Raw genomic sequence first — 20,890 nt, 5'->3', positions numbered from 1 at the left:
GGCGGTCCTCATGGTCGTCGACGAGCCCGCCACCGAGGAGCATCTCGCCAAGGTCCTCGACCGTCCCCGACGGGCCGTCGCCGACGCGCTGCGCGAGCTCGCCGACGAGTACACCGTCCAGCGCCGAGGCTTCGAGCTGCGGCTGATCGCGGGCGGCTGGCGGTTCTACACCCGGCCCGAGTACGCGGAGGCCGTCGAGGGCTTCGTGCTCGACGGCCAGCAGGCCCGGCTCACCCAGGCCGCGCTGGAGACTCTCGCGGTCGTCGCGTACCGCCAGCCCGTGAGCCGTTCCCGGGTCTCCGCGGTACGAGGAGTCAACTGCGACGGCGTCATGCGCACGCTGCTCCAGCGCGGGCTGGTCGAGGAGGCGGGCGCGGAACCCGAAACAGGTGCGATCCTGTACAGGACGACGAACTACTTTTTGGAGCGGATGGGCCTGCGGGGCCTGGACGAACTTCCGGAGCTCGCGCCCTTCCTCCCCGAGGCGGACGCGATCGAGGCCGAGAGCCAGGAAGGTGTTCCGTCGTTCGATCCGGACGCACCGGATACCGACGCAGACGACAAGACGGAACTTTGATGCGAAGCAGTGGCAGGAACAGCGGAAGCGGCAACAGGAACAGCGGAGGCGGGAGCGGCGGCGGCAACCGGAACAGCCGGGACGACCGGGGCGGCCGGGGTGCCGGCAGCGGCCGGAGCGCCGGCGGCGGTGGCCGTGACGACCAGCAGAAGCGGCCGTCACGCCCGCGTCCCGAGGAGCGCCGTTACGATGTCGGCCGCTCGGGCCCGACGGGCGGTTCCGGCGCGTCCGGTGCGCCTGGCGGCGCGCGCCGTTCCTCCGGCTCCGGTTCCGGTTCGGGAGGTTCCGGCTCCGGTGGTTCCGGCCGCTCCGGTGAGACGGACGGCGGCTCCCGTCAGGGCGGCGGTGCCCGGGGCGCGGCGGCCCGTGGCGGCGCCAAGGGCGCTCCCAGGTCCGCGCAGGGCGGCGGCGCCCGTGGCGGCCCGCGTCGTGGTGCCGCAGCCCGTCCTCGTGAGCTGGACGCCAAGATCGAGCAGCGCAACCGCGACCGGTACGCGGAGCGGCCCTCGGTCAAGACGCCCAAGACGTCTCCCGGCGCCGAGCAGGAGGGCGAGCGCCTCCAGAAGGTCCTGGCCCGCGCGGGCATGGGCTCGCGCCGCGCCTGCGAGGAGCTGATCGAGCAGGCGCGCGTCGAGGTCAACGGCGAGATCGTCGTGGAGCAGGGCATGCGCGTCGATCCGGAGAAGGACGAGATCAAGGTCGACGGGCTGACCGTCGCGACCCAGTCGTATCTCTTCTTCGCGCTGAACAAGCCGGCCGGTGTCGTCTCCACGATGGAGGATCCGGACGGCCGCCAGTCCCTCGGCGACTATGTCACCAACCGTGAGACCAGGCTCTTCCATGTCGGCCGGCTCGACACGGAGACCGAGGGCATCATCCTGCTCACCAACCACGGTGAGCTGGCGCACCGGCTGACGCACCCCAAGTACGGCGTCAAGAAGATCTATCTGGCCGCGATCCAGGGCCCGCTGCCGCGCGATCTGGGCAAGCGGCTCAAGGACGGCATCCAACTGGAGGACGGCTACGCCAAGGCCGACCACTTCCGTGTCGTCGAGAACACCGGCAAGAACTATCTGGTGGAGGTCACTCTCCACGAGGGCCGCAAGCACATCGTCCGGCGGATGCTGGCCGAGGCCGGGTTCCCGGTGGAGCGGCTCGTACGGACGTCCTTCGGGCCGATCCCGCTGGGCGACCAGAAGTCCGGCTGGCTGCGCCGGCTCACCAACACCGAGGTCGGCATGCTGATGAAGGAAGTCGGACTGTAGCCGGAGCGGCCGACCGGACGAACCCGGTCAGCCGGATGAACCCGTCGGTCGGAAGAAGAACCCGGTCGATCTGAAGAAAAGCCCGTGGCCGCCAGGCCGCGGGCTTTTTCCCTTGTGGGGCACGTCTGTTCGCCTTTATAGTCAGTATGACCATTAAGGAGGCGGGTGTGAGTCTCGCGGACATCCTCGATCCCTTGCGGCGTCCGCTGCTGACCGTCCTGGACACGCCGGTGAGCTGGACCGAGGTCCTCGGCTTCGGCAGCGGCGCGCTCTGTGTGTGGCTCGTGGCCCGCCGGCACCTCGCCAACTGGCCCATAGGAATCGCCAACAACGTCTTCTTCATCCTGCTGTTCACCCAGGCGGGCCTGTACGCCGACGCGGGGCTACAGGTCGTCTTCATCACCCTCGCCGCGTACGGCTGGTGGACCTGGACCCACGGGGGTGGACCAGGCTCGTCCCTGCCGGTGCGGCGCACGACCCGCACCGAATGGAGCCGGCTTCTCGCGGCGGGGGTGGTGGGGACACTCGGACTGACGCTGCCGCGCAACTGGTCCAGGGATCTCGCGACCGTCTGGCACGAGCGGTATGTGGGTGGACGCGATGCCCAGGCCGCGGAGATCGCAGCGATCGCTGAGCTGAACGGCCATCATCTCTGGCTGCTCACCGACCACGAGGGTGTCGCCTTCGAGGACGACGGGCTGCGTGACGGCGAGGAGCTGCGGCCTTGGATGACGGGCCGGTTCGGCGCGGAACTCGTCCGTACCGGACGGCAGTTCATCCGGGTGAGCGGATCGCACGAGGAGCGGCTCGCCGTCGCGGTGGCCGCCGTCGACGCGCTGCTCGCCCGGGGCTGGGACTTCGCACCGCCGCTGCCGGAGCGACGGTGAGCGCGCGGCGGGCCGACGCCCCGGCCGGCGCCCCGGCCGGTGGGCGGGCGCGGGCGCGGGTACCCGAGGACTATGACCCGTCCGCCTTCGAGCCGTTCGCGGTCACCGTCGACCTCGCCGTCTTCACCGTCCGCGAGGGCCGGCTGCATGTCCTGCTCGTCGAGCGCGGCCAGGAGCCCTATCTGGGCGCCTGGGCGCTGCCGGGCGGCTTCGTCCTGCCGAGGGAGTCCGCCGGGCAGGCCGCCCTTCGTGAACTCGCCGAGGAGACCGGTCTGTCGGCGCGGACCGCGGGCACCTTCCATCTGGAGCAGCTCCGGACGTACAGCGATCCGGACCGCGATCCGAGGATGCGCGTCGTCTCCGTGGCGTACGCGGCGCTCGTGCCCGATCTGCCGGAGCCGCGCGGCGGCGGGGACGCGGCGCGTGCCCAGTGGGTGGAGTTCGGCGCCAACGGTCCGCTGGCCTTCGACCATGAGCACATCCTCGCCGATGCCTACGACCGTGTCGGCTCCAAGCTCGAATACACCTGTCTCGCCACGGCCTTCTGCTCGCCCGAGTTCACGCTCGGCGAGCTGCGGCAGGTGTACGAGACCGTCTGGGGCGTGGAGCTCGATCCGCCCAACTTCCGGCGCAAGGTGCTCACCACGCCCGGCTTCGTCCAGGCGCTGGAGCGTCCGCCGCGCAGGACGGGCGGCCGGGGGAAACCGGCCGCGCTGTACCGCGCGGGCGCCGCGACCACACTGCATCCACCTCTTCTGCGACCGGATCGACCGGAAGGACGGACCGAATGATCATCGCGAGGACCCTCACCAAACAGGCCGCGACGGGCTCGCTGATCGGGCTCGCGCTCGGTGACGCCCTCGGCTTCCCGACCGAGTTCAACGATGTGCCGTCGATCCTGGTCAAGTGCGGACCATGGCGGGAGATGTCCCTGCCGAGGCCCGCGATCGTCACGGACGACACCCAGATGACGCTCGCGTTCGCCCGGGGCATCCGGACGGCGATGGACCGTGGCGTACTCGGTCCGCTGCGGCTGGAGCGGCCGGTGCGGGAGGAGTTCGTCGCCTGGTACCACTCGCCGGACAACAACCGCGCCCCGGGCCGTACGTGCATGACGGCGTGCCGCCTCCTGGACAGCGACCGGCCCTGGCAGCAGGCCAGCCGGCTCGACTCCAAGGGCTGCGGCGCCAATATGCGGGTGGCGCCGATCGGGCTCGTACCGGGACTCAGCGACGAACAGCGGGCGGGCGCGGCGCAGTTGCAGTCGGCGCTCACCCATGGCCATCCGACGGCGCTCGCGGCCTCGGACCTCACGGCACGCGCGGTGTATCTGCTGGCGCAGGGCGGCGAACCGCTGGGACTGGTGGGACAGTTGCGCTCGTACGCGTACGAGAACCGCGAGCGCTACTACCACCGCTGGCTCGGCGACCTCTGGACGCGCTCGCACGATGCGGCGCCCGAGTCCTTCATGGCGCGCGGCTGGGACGAGTGCCTGGCGGCCCTGGAACGGGTCCAGCTCGCCCTGCGCACACCCTCACCGGAGACCGACCCATGCCTCGCGACCGGCGACGGCTGGACCGCCGAGGAGGCCCTCGCCACCGCCCTCCTCTGCTTCCTGCTCTTCCCCGCCGACCCCGTCACCGCCCTGCGCCGCGCCGCCTGCACCCGAGGCGACTCGGACTCCATCGCCTGCCTGACAGGCGCCTTCGCCGGCGCCCACCTCGGCGCGGGCGCCTGGCCCAAGGAATGGGCCGAGCGCATCGAGTACCGGAGCGACCTGATGTCACTGGGAGCCCTCTGGGACTCTTGATCCATGCGAACGGACGAAGACACTGCGGACGACAGAACCGCAGACGACAGAACCGCAGACGACAGAACCGCAGACGGAAGAACAGCGCACGGGAGAACCGCCGAAGACCGCCTCCGCGCGGCCGGACTGCCGGTCACCGACCTCGGCCCGGTCCTCGCGGAGGAGAGCGATCCGCTGCTGTTCGTCACCGTCTCCGGAGCGCATCTGTACGGCTTCCCGAGCCGGGACTCGGATGTGGATCTGCGCGGTGTCCATCTCCTGCCGGTCGCCGCGCTCACCGGGCTCCACGAGCCGGCCGAGACCCGGTCCTGGATGGCGGACCGGGACGGTACGGAAATGGATCTCGTCACCCACGACCTGCGCAAGTTCGCCCGACTGATGCTGCGGCACAACGGCTATGTCCTGGAACAGCTTCTCTCGCCGCTGGTCGTGCGCACGAGCGAGACGCACCGGGAGCTGACCGCGCTCGCGCCCGGCGTGCTGACCGGCCACCACGCGCACCACTACGAGGGCTTCGCGCGGACGCAGTGGCGGCTCTTCGAGAAGACCGGTGAGCTCAAGCCTCTGCTCTACACCTTCCGCGCGCTGCTCACAGGAATCCATCTCATGCGCAGCGGTGAGATACAGGCGCATCTGCCCACCCTGCTGGGCGAGGTGGCGGCGCCTGGGTATCTGCCGGAGCTGATCGCGGCGAAGGCCGCGGCCGAGCACGGCCGGGCCGACGGGCCCGGGCCGGAGCGGCTGCGGGCGGATGTGGAGGCGCTGGGCGCGGTGCTGGAGGAGGCGCGGTCAGATACGGCCCTTTCCGACGCGCCCGTCGCGTACGAGGCGTTGCACGAGCTGGTCGTCCGTGTGCGGCTGGAGCGCTGAGGCGCGGCGGGTGCGGATCAGGAAGTCCTCCACACGGGCGTGGTCCGGCTCCGGTGGCAGCGGCGAGCGCGTGGCCGCCTCGTCGGCCTCGTCGGCCAGACGGGCCATCCTGCGCTCCACCTCGGCCCACGGGACCTCGCCGCGCTTGACCGCGAGCAGGCTCTCCCGGTCCGCACCGACGTCGATGGTCAGCGTGCCTGTACGCAGCAGGTCCCGGCAGCTCGCGAGCAGCCGCAGCAGATGCATCGCGTGCTTCCAGCGCGGGGCGCCGTGCTGCCGGACGTCCGCCTCCAGCTTTCTGCGCTGGCCCACGGCATACCGTACGAACGTCTCGTGCGCGTGCCGGGACAGGAACGCGTCGCGCAGCGCCAGCAGTTCACGGCCGGTGTCGTCGAGCCGCTCGACGAGCGGGGAGTGCAGACACTCCAGCACATTGGGATTGGTGCGCAGCGCGAGCGAGCAGAAGCGCTCCAGCTCCCAGGAGAACTGCTCGGGCGCCGGGCCCTCCACATGCGTCGGCGGCTTCTCGAAACGCCAGTACAGCCAAGCCGGCGCGGCGAAGACACCTCGCCGGTCGGTATCGCTCTCCTCCGTCGCGAGCCCGAAGGCGCGCGAGCCCATCACACAGGAGTAGACGGTGTGGTCACGGACGAGGGCTTCGGGCGTCATGCGCGAGAGCGTACGGCCGCGGCGTACGGAGGCGGCAGCGCGGGCCGGGCGTTGCCAGGCTGTTTAGGCTGGGTCGAGCGGCCCGGGCATCGGGCGGGCGCGGTACGGAACGCGGTACGGAACGAGGAGAACGTCGTGGCGGTACGAGCGGTCCGTGGGGCCGTGCAGTTGGAGCGGGACGAGCCCGGGCATATGGACGACCAGGTCAGGCTGCTGCTCATGGCGATACTGGAGCGCAACGCGCTCACCGCGGACGATCTGATCAGTATCTGGTTCACGGCCACGCCCGATCTGCACAGCGACTTCCCGGCCGCCGCCGCGCGTGGGCTCGGAATGGCCGATGTCCCTCTCCTCTGTGCCCAGGAACTGGACATCGAGGGCGCCCTGCCGCGAGTCGTCCGTATCCTCGCCCATATCGAGTCCGACCTTCCCCGGTCGGAGATCGCGCACGTCTACCTCGGCGCAGCCGCCGCCCTCCGCAAGGACATCGCCCAGTGAGAGCCCTGTGAGAACAGCCGTCGTCATAGGAACCGGCCTGATCGGCACCTCGGCCGCGCTGGCCCTGGCCGGCCGAGGCGTCACCGTCCATCTCAGCGACCACGATCCGTCCCGGGCCCGTACCGCCGCCGCGCTCGGCGCCGGCACGGACGAGACGCCCGAAGGGCCCGTCGACCTCGCGATCGTCGCCGTACCGCCCGCCCATGTCGCGGCCACGCTCGCCGCGGCCATGCGGGACGGCGTGGCCCGCGGCTATCTGGACGTGGCGAGCGTCAAGGGCGGCCCGCGCCGTGAGCTGGAGGCGCTCGGTCTCGATCTGGCCTCGTACATCGGTACGCACCCGATGTCCGGCAAGGAGCGCTCCGGTCCGCTGGCCGCGACCGCCGATCTCTTCGACGGGCGCCCTTGGGTGCTGACGCCGACCAGGGACACCGACACCGAGGTGCTCAATCTGGCCCTGGAGCTGGTCGCGCTCTGCCGCGCCGTGCCCGTGGTCATGGACGCCGACGCGCACGACCGGGCGGTCGCCCTGGTCTCGCACACGCCTCAGCTCATCTCGTCCATGGTCGCCGCGCGGCTGGCGGAGGCCGACGAGACGGCCGTACGCCTCTGCGGCCAGGGCATCCGCGATGTCACCCGGATCGCGGCCTCCGATCCCGGGATGTGGGTCGAGATCCTCTCCGCGAATCCCGGTCCCGTCGCCGATGTGCTGGCGGGAGTCGCCGCGGACCTCGGCGAGACGGTCGAGGCGCTGCGCGCACTCCAGTCCTCCGACGAGGAGAAACGGCGCGGCGGCGCGGCCGGGATCGAGGATGTGCTGCGCCGTGGCAACGCGGGCCGGGTACGGGTGCCGGGCAAGCACGGCGCGGCCCCGGCGGCCTACGAGATCGTGGCGGTGCTGGTCAGCGACCGTCCCGGCGAGCTGGCCCGGATCTTCGCGGACGCCGGGCGCGCGGGCGTCAACGTCGAGGACGTCCGTATCGAACACGCGACCGGTCAGCAGGCGGGACTGGCCCAGCTCATGGTGGAACCGGCGGCGGCGCCGGTGCTCTCCGCGGCCCTGCGGGAGCGCGGCTGGTCGATCCGGCAGTGACTCGGCGGTGACGCGGCGGTGACGCGGCGGCGTTCCGTACGCCCGCGTCCCGCCGAACGGGTGCATGGGCGGTCCTGAACACTCGGTAACCTTGTGCGGGGGCGTTTGTGCGTCCCCGCGCATCCACCCCGAGAACCAGGAAGGTGTCCGCCCCCCGTGGAAAACGGAGCAACCCCCGCCCGGACCGCCCCGGCCGCCGTGATCGTCGCCATCGACGGGCCCTCGGGCACGGGCAAGTCGAGCACCTCCAAGGCCGTGGCCGCCCGGCTCGGGCTGAGCTATCTGGACACCGGCGCGCAGTACCGCGCGATGACCTGGTGGATGATCAGCAACGGGATCGATGTCACGGACGCCGTGGCCGTCGCGACCGCCGCGGGCAAGCCCGTCCTGGTCTCGGGCACGGATCCGGCCGGTCCCACGATCACCGTCGACGGTACGGACGCCTCGGCGCCGATCCGTACCCAGGACGTCACCGCCAAGGTGAGCGCGGTCAGCGCCGTGCCCGAGGTACGGTCCGTCGTCACCGAGCTCCAGCGGTCCATCGCCGCCGCCGCGGCGAACGGCATCGTGGTCGAGGGCCGTGACATCGGTACGACCGTACTGCCGGACGCCGACGTCAAGATCTTCCTCACCGCGACCCCGGAGGCCCGCGCCGCCCGCCGCAGCGGCGAGCTGACCGGCAAGGAGGCGACCGATGTCGCCGCCACCAAGGACGCGCTGATCAAGCGGGACACTGCGGACTCCAGCCGTAAGACGTCCCCGCTCGCGAAGGCCGGCGACGCGATCGAGGTCGACACCACGGAGCTCACGCTCCAGCAGGTCGTGGAGCGTGTCGTGGCCCTGGTCGAGGAGAAGCGGGCCGCGAAGTGAGCACGGTGTCCGCACAGGGCGCGGAGGTCGGCCGCCGTATCGGCGTCGGGCTGATGAACGGGCTCTGGAGGCCACGGGTGCTGGGCGCCTGGCGGGTACCCGGGAGCGGTCCGGTGATACTGGCCGTCAACCACTCGCACAACATCGACGGTCCGATGGTGATCGGTGTCTCGCCTCGCCCGGTGCACTTCCTGGTCAAGAAGGAGGCGTTCATCGGTCCGCTCGACCCGTTCCTGCGGTCGATCGGACAGGTGAAGGTGGACCGTGCCGTCGCCGACCGCGGTGCGATCGGTGACGCGCTCGGAGTGCTCGGGGCCGGCGGAGTGCTGGGGATCTTTCCCGAGGGCACCAGAGGCGAGGGAGACTTCGCCTCGCTGCGCGCCGGGCTCGCCTACTTCGCCGTACGGTCGGGAGCGCCGATCGTGCCGGTCGCGGTCCTGGGCAGTACGGAGAGCCGCGGTCGGCTGATACCGGCGCTGCCTCCGCTGCGCAGCCGGGTGGACGTCGTCTTCGGCGACGCCTTCGAGGCGGGCGACAGTGACGGGCGGCGCACCCGCAAGGCGCTGGACGAGGCCACGGTACGGATCCAGGAGCGGCTGACCGCGCATCTGGAGCACGCCAGGCGTCTCACCGGGCGCTAGGTCCTGTCGACCGGACAGGACCTGGCCGGCCGGGCGCGGGCGCCGGCTCGTCGGCTCGCGAGGACGCCGGAGCCGGGGCGTGCGCGAGACTTGGCTTTTGAGTAGTGCACCGCGTCGAGCGGTGCACCGATCACGATGAACGAGGTACGGACTTCATGAACGACCAGATCGACTCCGGCGACGAGCACGGACAGCTTGGCGATGCCGAGTACGCGGACTTCATGGAGCTGGCCGCGCTGGAAGGCTTCGAGGCCGAGGAGGTGGAGGGCGCGATCGGCGAGGCCGGTCATGGCCCGCTGCCCGTCCTCGCCGTCGTCGGCCGCCCCAATGTCGGCAAGTCGACACTCGTGAACCGGATCATCGGCCGCCGTGAGGCGGTCGTGGAGGACAAGCCGGGCGTCACCCGTGACCGGGTCACCTATGAGGCCGAGTGGGCCGGCCGGCGCTTCAAGGTCGTCGACACCGGCGGCTGGGAGCAGGACGTCCTGGGCATCGACGCCTCCGTGGCCGCCCAGGCCGAGTACGCGATCGAGGCCGCCGACGCGGTGGTCTTCGTGGTGGACTCGACGGTCGGCGCGACCGACACCGACGAGGCCGTGGTCAGGCTGCTGCGCAAGTCGGGCAAGCCCGTCGTGCTCTGCGCCAACAAGGTCGACGGACCGAGCGGCGAACCGGACGCCACCGCGCTCTGGTCGCTCGGGCTCGGCGAGCCCCATCCGGTCTCCTCGCTGCACGGCCGCGGTACGGGCGACATGCTCGACGCGGTGCTCGAAGCCCTGCCCGACGCGCCGGCGCAGACCTTCGGCACGGCCGTCGGCGGCCCTCGCCGTATCGCGCTCATCGGCCGGCCGAATGTCGGCAAGTCGTCCCTGCTGAACAAGGTCGCGGGCCAGGAGCGTGTGGTCGTCAACGAGGTCGCGGGCACCACCCGTGATCCCGTTGACGAACTGATCGAGCTGGGCGGCACGGTCTGGAAATTCATCGACACGGCCGGCATCCGCCGCCGCGTCCATCTCCAGGAGGGCGCGGACTACTACGCGTCGCTGCGTACCGCCGCCGCCGTCGAGAAGGCCGAGGTCGCGGTCGTACTGATCGACACCAGCGAGTCGATCAGCGTCCAGGACCAGCGGATCATCACGATGGCCGTCGAGGCGGGCCGCGCCCTGGTCGTCGCGTTCAACAAGTGGGACACGCTGGACGAGGAGCGGCGCTACTACCTGGAGCGCGAGATCGAGACGGAGCTGGCGCAGATCGCCTGGGCGCCTCGGGTGAATGTCTCGGCCCGTACCGGCCGCCATATGGAGAAGCTGGTCCCGGCGATCGAGACGGCGCTCGCGGGCTGGGAGACGCGCGTACCGACCGGGCGGCTCAACGCGTTCCTCGGTGAGCTGGTCGCCGGGCATCCGCATCCGATCCGCGGCGGCAAGCAGCCGCGGATTCTGTTCGGTACGCAGGCGGGCACGAAGCCGCCGCGTTTCGTGCTCTTCGCCTCGGGCTTCATCGAGCACGGCTACCGGAGGTTTGTCGAGCGCCGGCTCCGTGAGGAGTTCGGCTTCGAAGGGACCCCGATCCATATCTCCGTGCGGGTACGCGAGAAGCGCGGCCGGAAGAAGTAGCAGGCGAGCAGGCCGCAGGAAGAAGCTGCGGGAGGACACGCCGGAAGCGGTGGGGCCCGGTGCGGGATCGTCCGCGCCGGGCCCCACCGCTTCCGGCGGTCAGACGCCTCGGCGGGGCCCCGGGGGGAGGGCCGCCGGTGTGTGGCGTCCTGCGGGCTGCCGGGGGTCGCGCTGCCAGGAGCCCGAGTAGGGCGTGTGCCCGTATCCCCCGTGAGCGGCGTGCAGCCCGGTGCCGAAGGCCGTGAAGCCGAGATTCTCCTCATTGCTCCGATCGCCGGGCAGCGCCCGGAAGGACCGGCGGAACTCCGAGTACAGCGCGTCGTAGATCGGCGTAGTGGAGTATCCGTCCGCTACGTCCTGCGCGGGGCGCATGGAAGGGATCTGGCTCTGGTACTGCTGGCGGGAGGAGTCGTATGAGTGCACATAGGAGCCAACGACCCTTTCGTCCGTCGGATGCGGGCTGCCGTCCTGGGAATCGGCCGTCGGCCGGCGGAGCAGCAGCCGGAGTGTGGTGCTCGACGCCTCGCTCATGTGCCGGCCAGCGGCATCGCCGCGGCGACGAGCCGTCCGTTGGCCGCGGCCTTCTCCAGGGCGTCACGCAGCAGATCCTCCCGGGGCTGCTGGCCGATGGAGCCGACCGGTGCGGCGAAGACCAGTACGGTGTGCGACTTGTTGGCCGCCGCACGCCAGCCCTCGGTGACCTGGAGCGGCTGATGGGCCTGCCACCAGGCGACCGGGCTGCCGCCGCCGGTGCCCGGCTGGAGCACGGCGTGGAGCTGGCCCATGGCGAGCAGCACCGACCAGCCGGGCAGCGCGCCGGGCAGCGTGTTCAGATCGGAGACCGGCCGGAAGCCCTGCTCGATCAGGAGCGTGAGGAACTCGTCGGTGGTGCCGCGCGAGCCGGGACGGGCGATCGGCGCGGTCGGCTCGACAACCAGGGCGGGATGCAGATCGCCCTCGATCAGCACCAGTCCGCTGGTGACGCCGAGGACGGCCTGGCCGCCGCCGGCGCCCGGATCGGGCCGGGAGGTCTCCGGCTGCTCGCCGCCGGTGATGGAGCGGACCGCGCCCTGGAGCTGCTCCTCGGCGACCTGGACGACCTGGGAAGGGATACAGGTGGCGTGGGCGAAGGCGAGAACGGCGGTCTCCTCGCCGACGAACAGCACGGTGCTGGTCCGCTCCTGCTCGGAGTCGCCGGGTGTCCGGCAGGAGGTGCAGTCGTAGCTTCCCGGGGAGTTCTCGCCGGCGAGCAGCCGGTCGGCTTCTTCGTCGCCGATCTCGGCGCGTACGTCCTCGCTGACGTCGAGCATGCGCGGCACGGGTGGCTCCTCGAACTCGGTGCGTGGGGCCGGGCTGTTCCCGGCTCGTAAAGAAGACAACGGGCGAGCCGTGGCCCGGGTCACGCGCGGACACGCATGGAATCGAACCATCCGGCGCAAAGGGCGGGCCGTCGTCAGGAACGAGTCATTCCGTGTCAACACGCTCCGGGCGGACGGAAGTTGGCCCGGTCCGCGGAACCGCAGGTCAGTACATGTACAGGTCGACAAATCGGGAAATCAGTGAACCAATGGGGTGGCTGAAACTCATTGCTGCTTTCGGTGCATCGGGCTCACCGGTGGTGCGGCCTGGGCGGGTGACCGTGCGGATCTCCTTGAAGTCGGCACCATCCGGGGCATTTCCACGTCTAACCGGTCGGTCCGTTCACCATGGGCCGCCGTATGTGATCAGAAGCCGTATGTGATCAGAAAGGGCAGGACCGGATGAGAGCCAACGGACGGCGGGCGTCACCCGCCGGATGTACGGCCGACTGCATCGCGGACTCCGCGGGCGGTATCACCTTCGACATCACGGGTGCCGCCCGTCCCGACGCGGTGCTCGTACTGCGCCTGCGGGACGGTGCCGACACCGGCACGGATGCCGGCACCGACACGGACGCGCTTGCCGGAGCCGGTGCCGCTGAGGTGCGGCTGCCGCTGACCTGGGCGGGGGAGTCCCGGCTGCGCGCCGTGCTGCCCAGCACGGTCGAGCTGGCCGAGGGCCACTGGGATGTGTTCACGGGCGCTCCCGGCGAGCAGCCCGTACGGCCCGGAGTCCGCGACGTACGCGCCCTTGTCGACCGGATCCCGGGAGCGGGCCGCGTCGCCGCCCGGATTCCGTACGCCACCGCGGACGGCCGGCTCGCCGTACGCTCCTGGGTCCGCGCTCCGCACGCCGAGGCCGGTACGGTCCGCTGCGAACCGGGCTCCACGACCGTCGAGGGCATGCTGTACGGCGCCGAGCTGGGCGAGGGCGCCGAGGCCGAGGCACGGCTGCGCGGCACCGACCGCAGCCACCGGGTCGCCGTGACCGGCCGCGGCGGATCGTTCGCCTTCACACTGCCGTACGGTCCGCTCGCCGCGCGGCCGGTCGTCGGGCGCCAGTGGTGGGATCTGTGGCTGGTGCCGGCGCGGAACGCCGCCGGGATACGGATCTCCCGCATCCTCGACGACATCTGGGACAAGCGGACGGCATACGTCTGCACGGGCCATGGGACCGACGGCTGGCTGGCCGCTCCCTGCTACACCGGTGACAACGACTTCTCCGTACGGCTGGACCCGGCGCCCGTGTCCGCCGCCACACGCTGACCGAGCGCCCCGGAGACCGATGGAACATGTGGCCGGTCGGTGGATTGTGCGAGGAAAACGTGAATTCTCCACACCCCGTCAATTGCCGACGGGGCATCGTGTGCTGTCCGGCGCGGGAAATTCAAGAAGGTGCAATTCATGTGATCTTCGGGCTCATGGAATTACTTCTGAGCCGACCGCGAACTGCCCGTAAGAGTGAAGTTGTTGGCGTTCGGCCGATCGCGTGATCCTGTGACACAAGCGTGACCGCTGAGAGACGGGAAGCGTCCTGTGCCGGTATCCGTTCGGCTTCCTTCACCGCCCGGTGGCGCCTACGGTGAGTGTTATGGCACCGATACCGAGTCAGTCCCGACAGCCCGACGACGTCCCCGGCTCCTATGTCGGACTCGACGCCGAGAGCGCCGAGCGGCGCGCCCGCAGGCGCGGCTGGACGACGGTCAGAAGTCTGCCACCGGGCTCGATCATCACGATGGAGTACCTGGAGGGCCGCCTCAACTTCGAGGTCGAGAACGGCAAGGTCATCCGCTGCTGGCACGGCTGAGCCGCCGCCGTACGACGAAGGCCCCGGCCTGGTCGGCCGGGGCCTTCGTCTGTGCCGGAGAGGTGGCGAGGGCCGGGGGAGGGCTGTGCGTACCGTCCCCGGTCCGCTCAGCCGCCCGTGACCGGCCGGGAGTTCGGTGGGCGGCGGCTGCCCGCCGGAGCCGTCGGTGTCCGCTCGGAGCGCACTGCGTGCGGCCGGGACTGGGTGAGCTGCGCGGTGCTCCGCGCGCTCCCGGCGCGACTGCTGTGACCTGCTCCGACGGACTCGCGCGGAGGCTCCTCGCCCTGCGCGGAGGCGCCCTGCGGGACCGGCGTGGGTCTCGGTCCGCCGGCCGCGACCGGAGTCGTCGGGATCCGGCGGCGGCTGTCCAGCCAGCGGTCGCGCACCGCGAGGACGGCCGGTTCCGCACGGCCGATCAGCGGCTCGAACCAGGGCAGTCCCAGCAGGATCAGCAGACCGGCGGCCCAGCCGAGCAGCACATCGCTCAGCCAGTGCGTACCGAGATAGACGGTGGTCGCGCCCACGCCCAGTGCCACCACGGCCGACAGGACCGACAGATAGCGTCTGGCCCGTGGCGTGGTGGCCAGATAGGCCAGGATTCCCCAGGTCACGACGGCGTTGGCGGTATGGCCCGAAGGAAATATATCGCCGCCCGCGAACAGCTCGGCCGAGCCGATCTGCGTCGCGTAGTGCGGGCCGAGCCGGCCGAGCCCGAGCTTGACCGCGCCGACGGTCACATTGAGCAGCAGGAGAGCGGTGCCGAGCGCCAGCAGCGGGCGCACCGTGTGCTGGCGCCAGGAGCGCCAGCCCAGCCAGGCCGCGATCATCACGGCGGTGGGGCCGCGCTGGCCGAGCACCACGAAGTAGTCGAGGAAGGCATGCAGATCCGGCCATTGCTGATAGGGCCGGAACAGCATGACTTTCCAGTCGAGGGTCACCAGTGAGGAGGTGACGAGCACGGCGACGACGATGGCGAGATAGAACGCCAATGTCCCGCCGAAGAGAGCCGTGCGGGTGCGGCTCATCCGCGGGATCTCTATCTTCGGCGGCTCCGGCTCCCGGTCCAGGCGGGCAAAGATGTCGGTACGCACACAATGGACGTTACAGCGAGTGAGTGAGTGAACCGGTCCATCACGTCCCTTCGTGATGACGATGTGATGTGGAGTACGCCTCGGCGGACCGTTTATTCGAAGCGGTTCCGAAAATCCAAGTGACCTTCGGCCCTATTCACCGACACGCCCTTCCAGGAACTGTCTTTGTGCAGCACAGAAATAGTTCACCGTGGCGTCGCACAGAATTTCCCTGCTGCTTGCGCACGCCCTGGGCCCGCGGTCCTGGCCGGTGCGGCGTGGCGTACGCCACACCGCCTGGTCGGAACGGCGAGGGAGCCACCACGCGCCACACGCGTTCACTCGCGTACGCTGTCGGCTCACTCGCCCGTCGATGCCGGGCCACCCCGAGGGACCACTGTCCCCGTCGGCCCGCCGAGCGCGAGGGACGCATTGGGAGGTACTCAGATGTCCGGGACCACCACGGCCGGATCACGGCTGCGCGCGGCCACCGGTGCCAATCGCTGGGTCGTCCTGTTCGTCCTCTGTGTCAGTCTGCTGCTGGTGGCGCTCGACGCGACGGTCCTGCATGTCGCCGTGCCGGCCGTCACCGCGGACCTCAGGCCCAGCGGTGTCGAGCTGCTCTGGATCGTGGACGCGTATCCGCTGGTCTGTGCCTCGCTGCTGATCCTGTTCGGCACGCTCGGCGACCGCATCGGGCGCAGACGTGTGCTGCTGATCGGCTACGGGCTCTTCGGCGCGGCCTCGGCCCTCGCGGCCTTCGCCGGCTCGCCCATGGTGCTGATCGGGGCACGCGCGCTGCTCGGTGTCGGCGGCGCGATGATCATGCCCGCGACGCTCTCCATCCTCCGCGCGGTCTTTCCCGACCGGCGGGAGAGGGCCGTCGCCATCGGTGTCTGGACCGCCGTCGCGGCCGTCGGAGCCGCCGTCGGCCCGGTCCTCGGCGGTTTTCTCGTCGAACACTTCTGGTGGGGCTCGGTCTTCCTGATCAATATCCCGCTGCTGGCGGTCCTGCTGCCGCTGGGCCGGGTGCTGCTGCCCGAGTCCAAGGGCTGCGGTGACGGTCCCTGGGACGTACTGGGCGCGCTGATGGCCGCGGCCGGAGTGCTCGGAGTGGTGTTCGGGGTGAAGCGGCTCGGCGCCGGAGAAGGGCCGCTGAGCCTCGCGACGCTCGGTCCGCTCTGCGTGGGCGCGGCCCTGCTGATCCTCTTCGTCCGCAGACAGCGCCGCCGCGAGCATCCGCTGATCGACATGCGGATGTTCGCCAGGCCCACGTTCTCCACCTCTGTCGGCTGCATCGTCCTCGCCATGCTGGCCCTGGTCGGTCTGGAGCTGATCGCGGTCCAGTACCTCCAGCTCGTGCTGGGGCTCAGTCCGCTGGAGACCGGACTGCGGCTGCTGCCGCTCACCTTCGCCGCCATGGCCGCGGGCATCACGGGATCGGCCACACTGCGTCGGCTCGGCCCGCGCCGGATGGTGTCCTGGGGCTTCGTCCTGACCGCGGTCGCCGTGCTGCTGCTGGTCCTGATGGGCCAGCACGACCGGCCCGGCCTGCTGGCGGCGGGCTTCGTCCTGCTGGGCTTCGGACTCCAGACCACGCTCTTCGGCGCGTACGAGTCGATGCTCAGCGAGGCTCCCGCCGATCAGGCGGGCGGAGCGGCAGCCATAGGCGAGACGTCGTACCAGCTCGGCGCGGGCATGGGAATCGCGCTGCTCGGCAGTGTGATGAACGCGGCGTACGCACCCGCGGTCTCCTCGGTCAAGGGCGTTCCCGCCGCCGCGGGCTCGGCCGCGGCCGACTCGCTCGGTGAGGCCTATCAGGTGGCGGCCCGGCTCGGCGGACCCGCCGGTGAGAGTCTGCGGACCGCCGCACGCCATTCGTTCGTGCACGGGCTGCACATCACACTGCTGGTCAGCGCGGGACTGCTGCTGCTCGGCGCGCTGGCCGCGCTGCGGCTGCCGAGGACCATGGAGTGCCCGCCGCGCGCCGCCGAGGAGCCGACCGAGGCACCGCCGGAGGTCCGGCGGCAGCAGCAGAGGCAGCCACAGGCACCGCAGCTCCGTAAGCCACCGGAGCAGCGCCGTGCCCGCCCGAGCGGCACACCGGAGCCCCGCGCCTCCTCGGACTCGCGGGCAGATCCACGGGCCGATCCCCGGACAGACTCACGGGCCGAGCAGCGGACGGATCCGCGGGCCGATCCGCGGGCGGCCACCGAGGCGCCTCTCCCGGCGGGCCGCGGACGCGGTTAGCGGCTGCCGCTCGTCGGACGGTCGGCCGGGCCGGCCGGGCCCGGAAACAGCCGGGTCCGGCGAGGACGAGGCACAACGGCGCTGCTAGTTTGTGCCGGTCCGAGTTCCGTGAGCCGCCGGGAGGTCCTGCCATGTCCGCACCGTCCGCCGCGAAGCTCCCGCCCTTCGATCCCATCGATCCTCTCGGTCTCGACGATCTCCTCGGCCCGGAGGACCTGGCGATCCGCGACACCGTGCGCGCCTGGGCCACGGACCGTGTGCTGCCTCATATCGCCGAGTGGTACGAGCGCGGCGAGCTGCCCGTCATCCGCGAGCTGGCCAGGGAGCTGGGCGGACTCGGCGCGCTCGGTATGTCCCTGACGGGCTACGGCTGCGCGGGCGCCACCGCCGTCCAGTACGGGCTCGCCTGTCTGGAGCTGGAGGCCGCCGACTCCGGGATCCGCTCGCTCGTCTCCGTACAGGGCTCGCTCGCCATGTACGCGATCCACCGCTACGGCTCCGACGAGCAGAAGCAGCGCTGGCTGCCCGCGATGGCGGCGGGCGAGATCATCGGCTGCTTCGGACTCACCGAGCCCGATCATGGCTCGGATCCGGCCGGAATGCGGATGTACGCCAAGCGCGACGGCGGCGACTGGGTGCTCAACGGCCGCAAGATGTGGATCACCAATGGCTCGGTGGCAGGAGTCGCCGTCGTCTGGGCGCGCACCGACGACGCAGAGGGCGGGAGCGGCGACAGCGGCGATATCCGGGGATTCCTCGTCCCGGCCGGCACTCCGGGCTTCTCCGCGCCCGAGATCAGACACAAGTGGTCGCTGCGCGCCTCGGTCACCAGCGAGCTGGTCCTCGACGATGTACGGCTCCCGGCCGACGCCGTACTCCCAGGAGTCAGCGGACTGCGCGGACCGCTGAGCTGTCTGAGCCATGCCCGGTACGGCATCGTCTGGGGCTCCATGGGCGCCGCGCGCGCCAGCTTCGAGTCGGCGCTGTCGTACGCCACCTCACGTGAGCAGTTCGGACGGCCGATCGGCGGCTTCCAGCTCACCCAGGCCAAACTGGCCGACATGGCCCTCGAACTGCACAAGGGAATCCTGCTCGCCCACCATCTCGGGCGGCGTATGGACGCGGGCCGGCTCCGCGCCGAGCAGATCAGCTTCGGCAAGCTCAACAATGTGCGGGAAGCGATCGAGATCTGCCGGACCGCGCGGACGGTCCTCGGCGCCAACGGGATCTCGCTGGAGTATCCCGTGATGCGCCATGCCACGAATCTTGAGTCGGTGCTCACCTACGAGGGCACCGTCGAGATGCATCAGCTTGTCCTGGGCAAGGCGCTCACCGGTCTTGACGCCTTCCGGTGACTCCGGTCCACTCCGGGGTCCACTCCGGCTCCGGGCCACTTCCGGTGCGGCGCGCGCCTCGGTGAACCGATGAGCGCCTTGCTCAGCTCTGGTTGAAGAAGCCGTCCTGCGGCCGTCCCGCCGAGTCGCCGGTGACGATCTCCGTGTCGGCCGGGCTCAGCAGGAAGACCCGGGTGGCGACCCGGTCGATCGAACCGCGCAGTCCGAAGATCAGCCCGGCGGCGAAGTCCACGACGCGCTTGGCGTCGGAGGCCTCCATGGCGGTGAGGTTCATGATGACCGGGACACCGGCGCGGAACAGCTCACCGATGCTCCGGGCGTCCCGGAAGCTCTCCGGGGAGACGGTGGCGATTCTGCGGTCACGCTCCTGGGCGGTCTCGGAGGCGACCCGCACCCGCGGATCGGTCTTCCAGGTGTCGCCGCTCTCCGCACTCTCGGCGTACTCGTCGTCGTAGTAACGCTCGTCGCTGTCCTCAACGAGGCCCAGCCAGGCGCTCGCCTTGCGCACCGATCCCATGGACGCCTCCTTTCACCGCGGTCACATCTCGTTCCCTGCCCCTATCGTCGTCCATGATGCGGATTGAGCGCCAAGGGGATAGTCGGCGCGCAGGCGATTCGTGACGGTACTGGTGCAGAAGATGTGGCGATTCGTCAAGGTTCTTCCAGCGTAGGGCCCCTGACGGGGTGCAAAATATGAACTTCCGGCCAGATGGGTGAGGCTGGGGACGTACGGGTGAACGGAGCGCTCGGTACGATGCCTCGCGCGCCAATGAGTGACTTCTCGGGGGATCAGTCATGTTCGGAATCGTCAGACCATGCAGTCACCATCTCACCGACGGTCTCAGGACCGAGTGGATGGCCCATCTCTGCGGGCTCTGTCTGGCACTTCGCTCGGACCACGGCCAGTTCTCGCGGATCGTCACCAACTACGACGGGCTGATCGTCTCGGTTCTGACGGAGGCTCAGCTCGAACGCGCCGATGTGCGGCGTCGGACGGCCGGGCCCTGTCCGCTGCGCGGTATGCGGACCGCGCCGGTCGCCCATGGCGAGGGCGCGCGGCTGGCTGCCGCCGTCTCACTGGTGCTGGCCTCGGCGAAGGTACGGGACCACGTCGCCGACCGGGACGGGCTGTTGAAGCGCAAGCCGCTGGCCGCCGCCGCGCGCAAGGTCGCCGGCGGCTGGGACCGGGCGGGCGCGCGGACCGGCGCGGAGCTCGGTTTCGATACGGCGGTGCTGGTCGACGCGGTCGACCGGCAGCCGGAGATCGAGGCGCTGGCCGGTCCCGGCACTCCGCTGCTCACCGTCACCGAACCGACCGAGACGGCCACGGCCGCCGCCTTCGCGCACACCGCCGTACTGGCCGGCCGGCCCGGCAACAGCGCGCCGCTCGCCGAGGCCGGCCGACTCTTCGGCCGGCTTGCGCATCTGCTGGACGCCGTGGAGGACCAGCGAGCTGACGAGGCGTCGGGTGCCTGGAATCCGCTCACCGCGACCGGCACCTCGCTGACGGAGGCCCGACGGCTCGCCGACGACGCGGTGCGCGGGATCAGGCTCGCGCTGCGGGACGCGGAGTTCACCGACGACCGGCTGGCACATGTGCTGCTCGCGCACGAACTGCGCATATCCGTCGACCGCGCCTTCGGTACGACGGCCTGTGGGCACGCGGCGCAGAGCGGCCGGGACGGACAGGGCGGCCGGGACGGACAGGGCGGCCGGGACGGACAGGGCGGTCTGCCGCCGCAGGGCAATCCGTACGCCGGCCAGGGCCCCGGAGCGTACGGGCCCTACGGCTCGAACAATCCCTATGGCGGCGGACATCCGGGCATACCGGGCGGACCCGGTGGCCCGGGCGGGCTGCCGGGCCCCGTGCCGGAGCCGCAGAAGCCCGGCAGGCGCGGCTTCTGGGCCGGCTGCGCGGTCTTCGTCGGACTGTGCTGCACCTGCAAGCTGTGCTGTGCGAAGGAGTACGAAGGTCCGTGGTCGCGCAAGAAGCGGGAGGGCTGCTGCCGCGACTGCGACTGCGATTGCAGCGGTTGTGACTGCTGCGGTTGTGATTGCTGAGGATGGCGGGCGGATAACACGGGCGAGGGGATTCGAGCGTGACGCTCTGCGTGTGAAGGCACGTGGAACGGCGCGGAAGCGCCGGGACTGCCGGGCCGTGCAGGGTGTCAGCTCAACAGGAAGAGGACCACACTCGACCGAAGTCGATGTGGGAGCGCGTGACCAGCCACTGCTGCCGATGCATGGGATCAAG

The 20,890-nt window shown here is 70.8% G+C and carries 21 protein-coding genes; 16 read left to right on the top strand and 5 right to left on the bottom strand.

Annotated features, from left to right (window positions below; translation table 11 throughout):
* The first annotated feature begins 10 nt into the window (after positions 1-10).
* From scpB to ACFV6H_RS10395, 6 genes are all read left to right on the top strand, one after another.
* Positions 11-577: an SMC-Scp complex subunit ScpB gene (scpB, locus tag ACFV6H_RS10420; RefSeq protein WP_382866600.1), complete on the top strand. Its 567-nt coding sequence runs from the start codon at positions 11-13 to the stop codon at positions 575-577.
* Positions 577-1,842, top strand: coding sequence for a pseudouridine synthase (locus tag ACFV6H_RS10415; RefSeq protein WP_384976830.1), 1,266 nt, complete (start codon positions 577-579; stop codon positions 1,840-1,842). Before scpB ends, ACFV6H_RS10415 begins: the two co-directional genes overlap by 1 nt.
* A 167-nt stretch (positions 1,843-2,009) precedes the next feature.
* The gene (pnuC, locus tag ACFV6H_RS10410) at positions 2,010-2,729 is read left to right on the top strand and encodes a nicotinamide riboside transporter PnuC (protein ID WP_385540355.1); all 720 of its coding nucleotides are present in this window, start codon (positions 2,010-2,012) and stop codon (positions 2,727-2,729) included.
* The gene (locus ACFV6H_RS10405; protein WP_385540353.1) at positions 2,726-3,520 is read left to right on the top strand and encodes an NUDIX domain-containing protein; all 795 of its coding nucleotides are present in this window, start codon (positions 2,726-2,728) and stop codon (positions 3,518-3,520) included. The genes pnuC and ACFV6H_RS10405 overlap by 4 nt, the downstream gene beginning before the upstream one ends.
* A complete protein-coding gene (locus ACFV6H_RS10400; protein WP_385540351.1) occupies positions 3,517-4,539 on the top strand; it encodes an ADP-ribosylglycohydrolase family protein in 1,023 nt (340 codons plus the stop codon). The genes ACFV6H_RS10405 and ACFV6H_RS10400 overlap by 4 nt, the downstream gene beginning before the upstream one ends.
* Before the next feature lie 3 nt (positions 4,540-4,542).
* Positions 4,543-5,409, top strand: coding sequence for a DNA polymerase beta superfamily protein (locus tag ACFV6H_RS10395; protein WP_385540349.1), 867 nt, complete (start codon positions 4,543-4,545; stop codon positions 5,407-5,409).
* Here ACFV6H_RS10395 and ACFV6H_RS10390 read toward each other — a convergent pair.
* Positions 5,329-6,078: a DNA polymerase beta superfamily protein gene (locus ACFV6H_RS10390; RefSeq protein WP_385540347.1), complete on the bottom strand. Its 750-nt coding sequence runs from the start codon at positions 6,076-6,078 to the stop codon at positions 5,329-5,331. The genes ACFV6H_RS10395 and ACFV6H_RS10390 overlap by 81 nt on opposite strands.
* Positions 6,079-6,213: 135 nt before the next feature.
* On the opposite strand from ACFV6H_RS10390, the gene aroH reads away from it, so the two are divergent.
* From aroH to der, 5 genes are all read left to right on the top strand, one after another.
* Positions 6,214-6,576, top strand: coding sequence for a chorismate mutase (gene aroH, locus ACFV6H_RS10385; RefSeq protein ID WP_093592834.1), 363 nt, complete (start codon positions 6,214-6,216; stop codon positions 6,574-6,576).
* Between the two features lie 7 nt (positions 6,577-6,583).
* Positions 6,584-7,669, top strand: a complete 1,086-nt coding sequence (locus ACFV6H_RS10380; RefSeq protein WP_385540345.1) for a prephenate dehydrogenase — start codon at positions 6,584-6,586, stop codon at positions 7,667-7,669.
* A 156-nt stretch (positions 7,670-7,825) separates the two neighbouring features.
* A complete protein-coding gene (gene cmk, locus ACFV6H_RS10375) occupies positions 7,826-8,539 on the top strand; it encodes a (d)CMP kinase (RefSeq protein ID WP_385540343.1) in 714 nt (237 codons plus the stop codon).
* A gap of 53 nt (positions 8,540-8,592) precedes the next feature.
* Positions 8,593-9,180: a lysophospholipid acyltransferase family protein gene (locus tag ACFV6H_RS10370; protein ID WP_384976892.1), complete on the top strand. Its 588-nt coding sequence runs from the start codon at positions 8,593-8,595 to the stop codon at positions 9,178-9,180.
* Between the two features lie 155 nt (positions 9,181-9,335).
* Positions 9,336-10,796, top strand: a complete 1,461-nt coding sequence (der, locus tag ACFV6H_RS10365) for a ribosome biogenesis GTPase Der (RefSeq protein WP_385540341.1) — start codon at positions 9,336-9,338, stop codon at positions 10,794-10,796.
* A gap of 99 nt (positions 10,797-10,895) precedes the next feature.
* Here der and ACFV6H_RS10360 read toward each other — a convergent pair whose 3' ends face one another.
* Positions 10,896-11,327 carry a hypothetical protein gene (locus ACFV6H_RS10360; protein WP_384976814.1) on the bottom strand — a complete coding sequence of 144 codons (432 nt, stop codon included), beginning with the start codon at positions 11,325-11,327 and terminating at the stop codon, positions 10,896-10,898.
* Positions 11,324-12,115 (bottom strand): hypothetical protein, encoded by a 792-nt coding sequence (locus ACFV6H_RS10355; RefSeq protein ID WP_066955394.1) that lies wholly within the window; start codon positions 12,113-12,115, stop codon positions 11,324-11,326. The genes ACFV6H_RS10360 and ACFV6H_RS10355 overlap by 4 nt, the downstream gene beginning before the upstream one ends.
* A 441-nt stretch (positions 12,116-12,556) precedes the next feature.
* Between ACFV6H_RS10355 and ACFV6H_RS10350 the strand changes: the two genes are divergently transcribed.
* Positions 12,557-13,420, top strand: a complete 864-nt coding sequence (locus tag ACFV6H_RS10350) for a transferase (protein WP_385540339.1) — start codon at positions 12,557-12,559, stop codon at positions 13,418-13,420.
* A 325-nt stretch (positions 13,421-13,745) separates the two neighbouring features.
* On the top strand, positions 13,746-13,961 hold the full coding sequence (locus tag ACFV6H_RS10345; protein ID WP_384782505.1) for an I78 family peptidase inhibitor: 216 nt from the start codon (positions 13,746-13,748) through the stop codon (positions 13,959-13,961).
* A gap of 107 nt (positions 13,962-14,068) precedes the next feature.
* Here ACFV6H_RS10345 and ACFV6H_RS10340 read toward each other — a convergent pair whose 3' ends face one another.
* On the bottom strand, positions 14,069-15,052 hold the full coding sequence (locus ACFV6H_RS10340) for a phosphatase PAP2 family protein (protein WP_384976810.1): 984 nt from the start codon (positions 15,050-15,052) through the stop codon (positions 14,069-14,071).
* A 426-nt stretch (positions 15,053-15,478) separates the two neighbouring features.
* Between ACFV6H_RS10340 and ACFV6H_RS10335 the strand changes: the two genes are divergently transcribed.
* Both ACFV6H_RS10335 and ACFV6H_RS10330 read left to right on the top strand, forming a co-directional pair.
* A complete protein-coding gene (locus ACFV6H_RS10335; RefSeq protein ID WP_385540336.1) occupies positions 15,479-17,281 on the top strand; it encodes an MFS transporter in 1,803 nt (600 codons plus the stop codon).
* A 131-nt stretch (positions 17,282-17,412) separates the two neighbouring features.
* Positions 17,413-18,636: an acyl-CoA dehydrogenase family protein gene (locus tag ACFV6H_RS10330; RefSeq protein ID WP_385540334.1), complete on the top strand. Its 1,224-nt coding sequence runs from the start codon at positions 17,413-17,415 to the stop codon at positions 18,634-18,636.
* Positions 18,637-18,718: 82 nt separating this feature from the next.
* Here the strand turns inward: ACFV6H_RS10330 and ACFV6H_RS10325 are convergent, their stop codons facing one another.
* Positions 18,719-19,153 (bottom strand): cell division protein SepF, encoded by a 435-nt coding sequence (locus ACFV6H_RS10325; RefSeq protein ID WP_384976805.1) that lies wholly within the window; start codon positions 19,151-19,153, stop codon positions 18,719-18,721.
* A 278-nt stretch (positions 19,154-19,431) separates the two neighbouring features.
* Between ACFV6H_RS10325 and ACFV6H_RS10320 the strand changes: the two genes are divergently transcribed.
* The gene (locus ACFV6H_RS10320; protein ID WP_385540332.1) at positions 19,432-20,697 is read left to right on the top strand and encodes a DUF5685 family protein; all 1,266 of its coding nucleotides are present in this window, start codon (positions 19,432-19,434) and stop codon (positions 20,695-20,697) included.
* The last annotated feature ends 193 nt before the right edge of the window (positions 20,698-20,890 follow it).

Source organism: Streptomyces sp. NPDC059743 (assembly GCF_042732975.1).
Lineage (GTDB): Bacteria > Actinomycetota > Actinomycetes > Streptomycetales > Streptomycetaceae > Streptomyces.
This window is presented reverse-complemented; position numbering and strand designations above follow the sequence as displayed.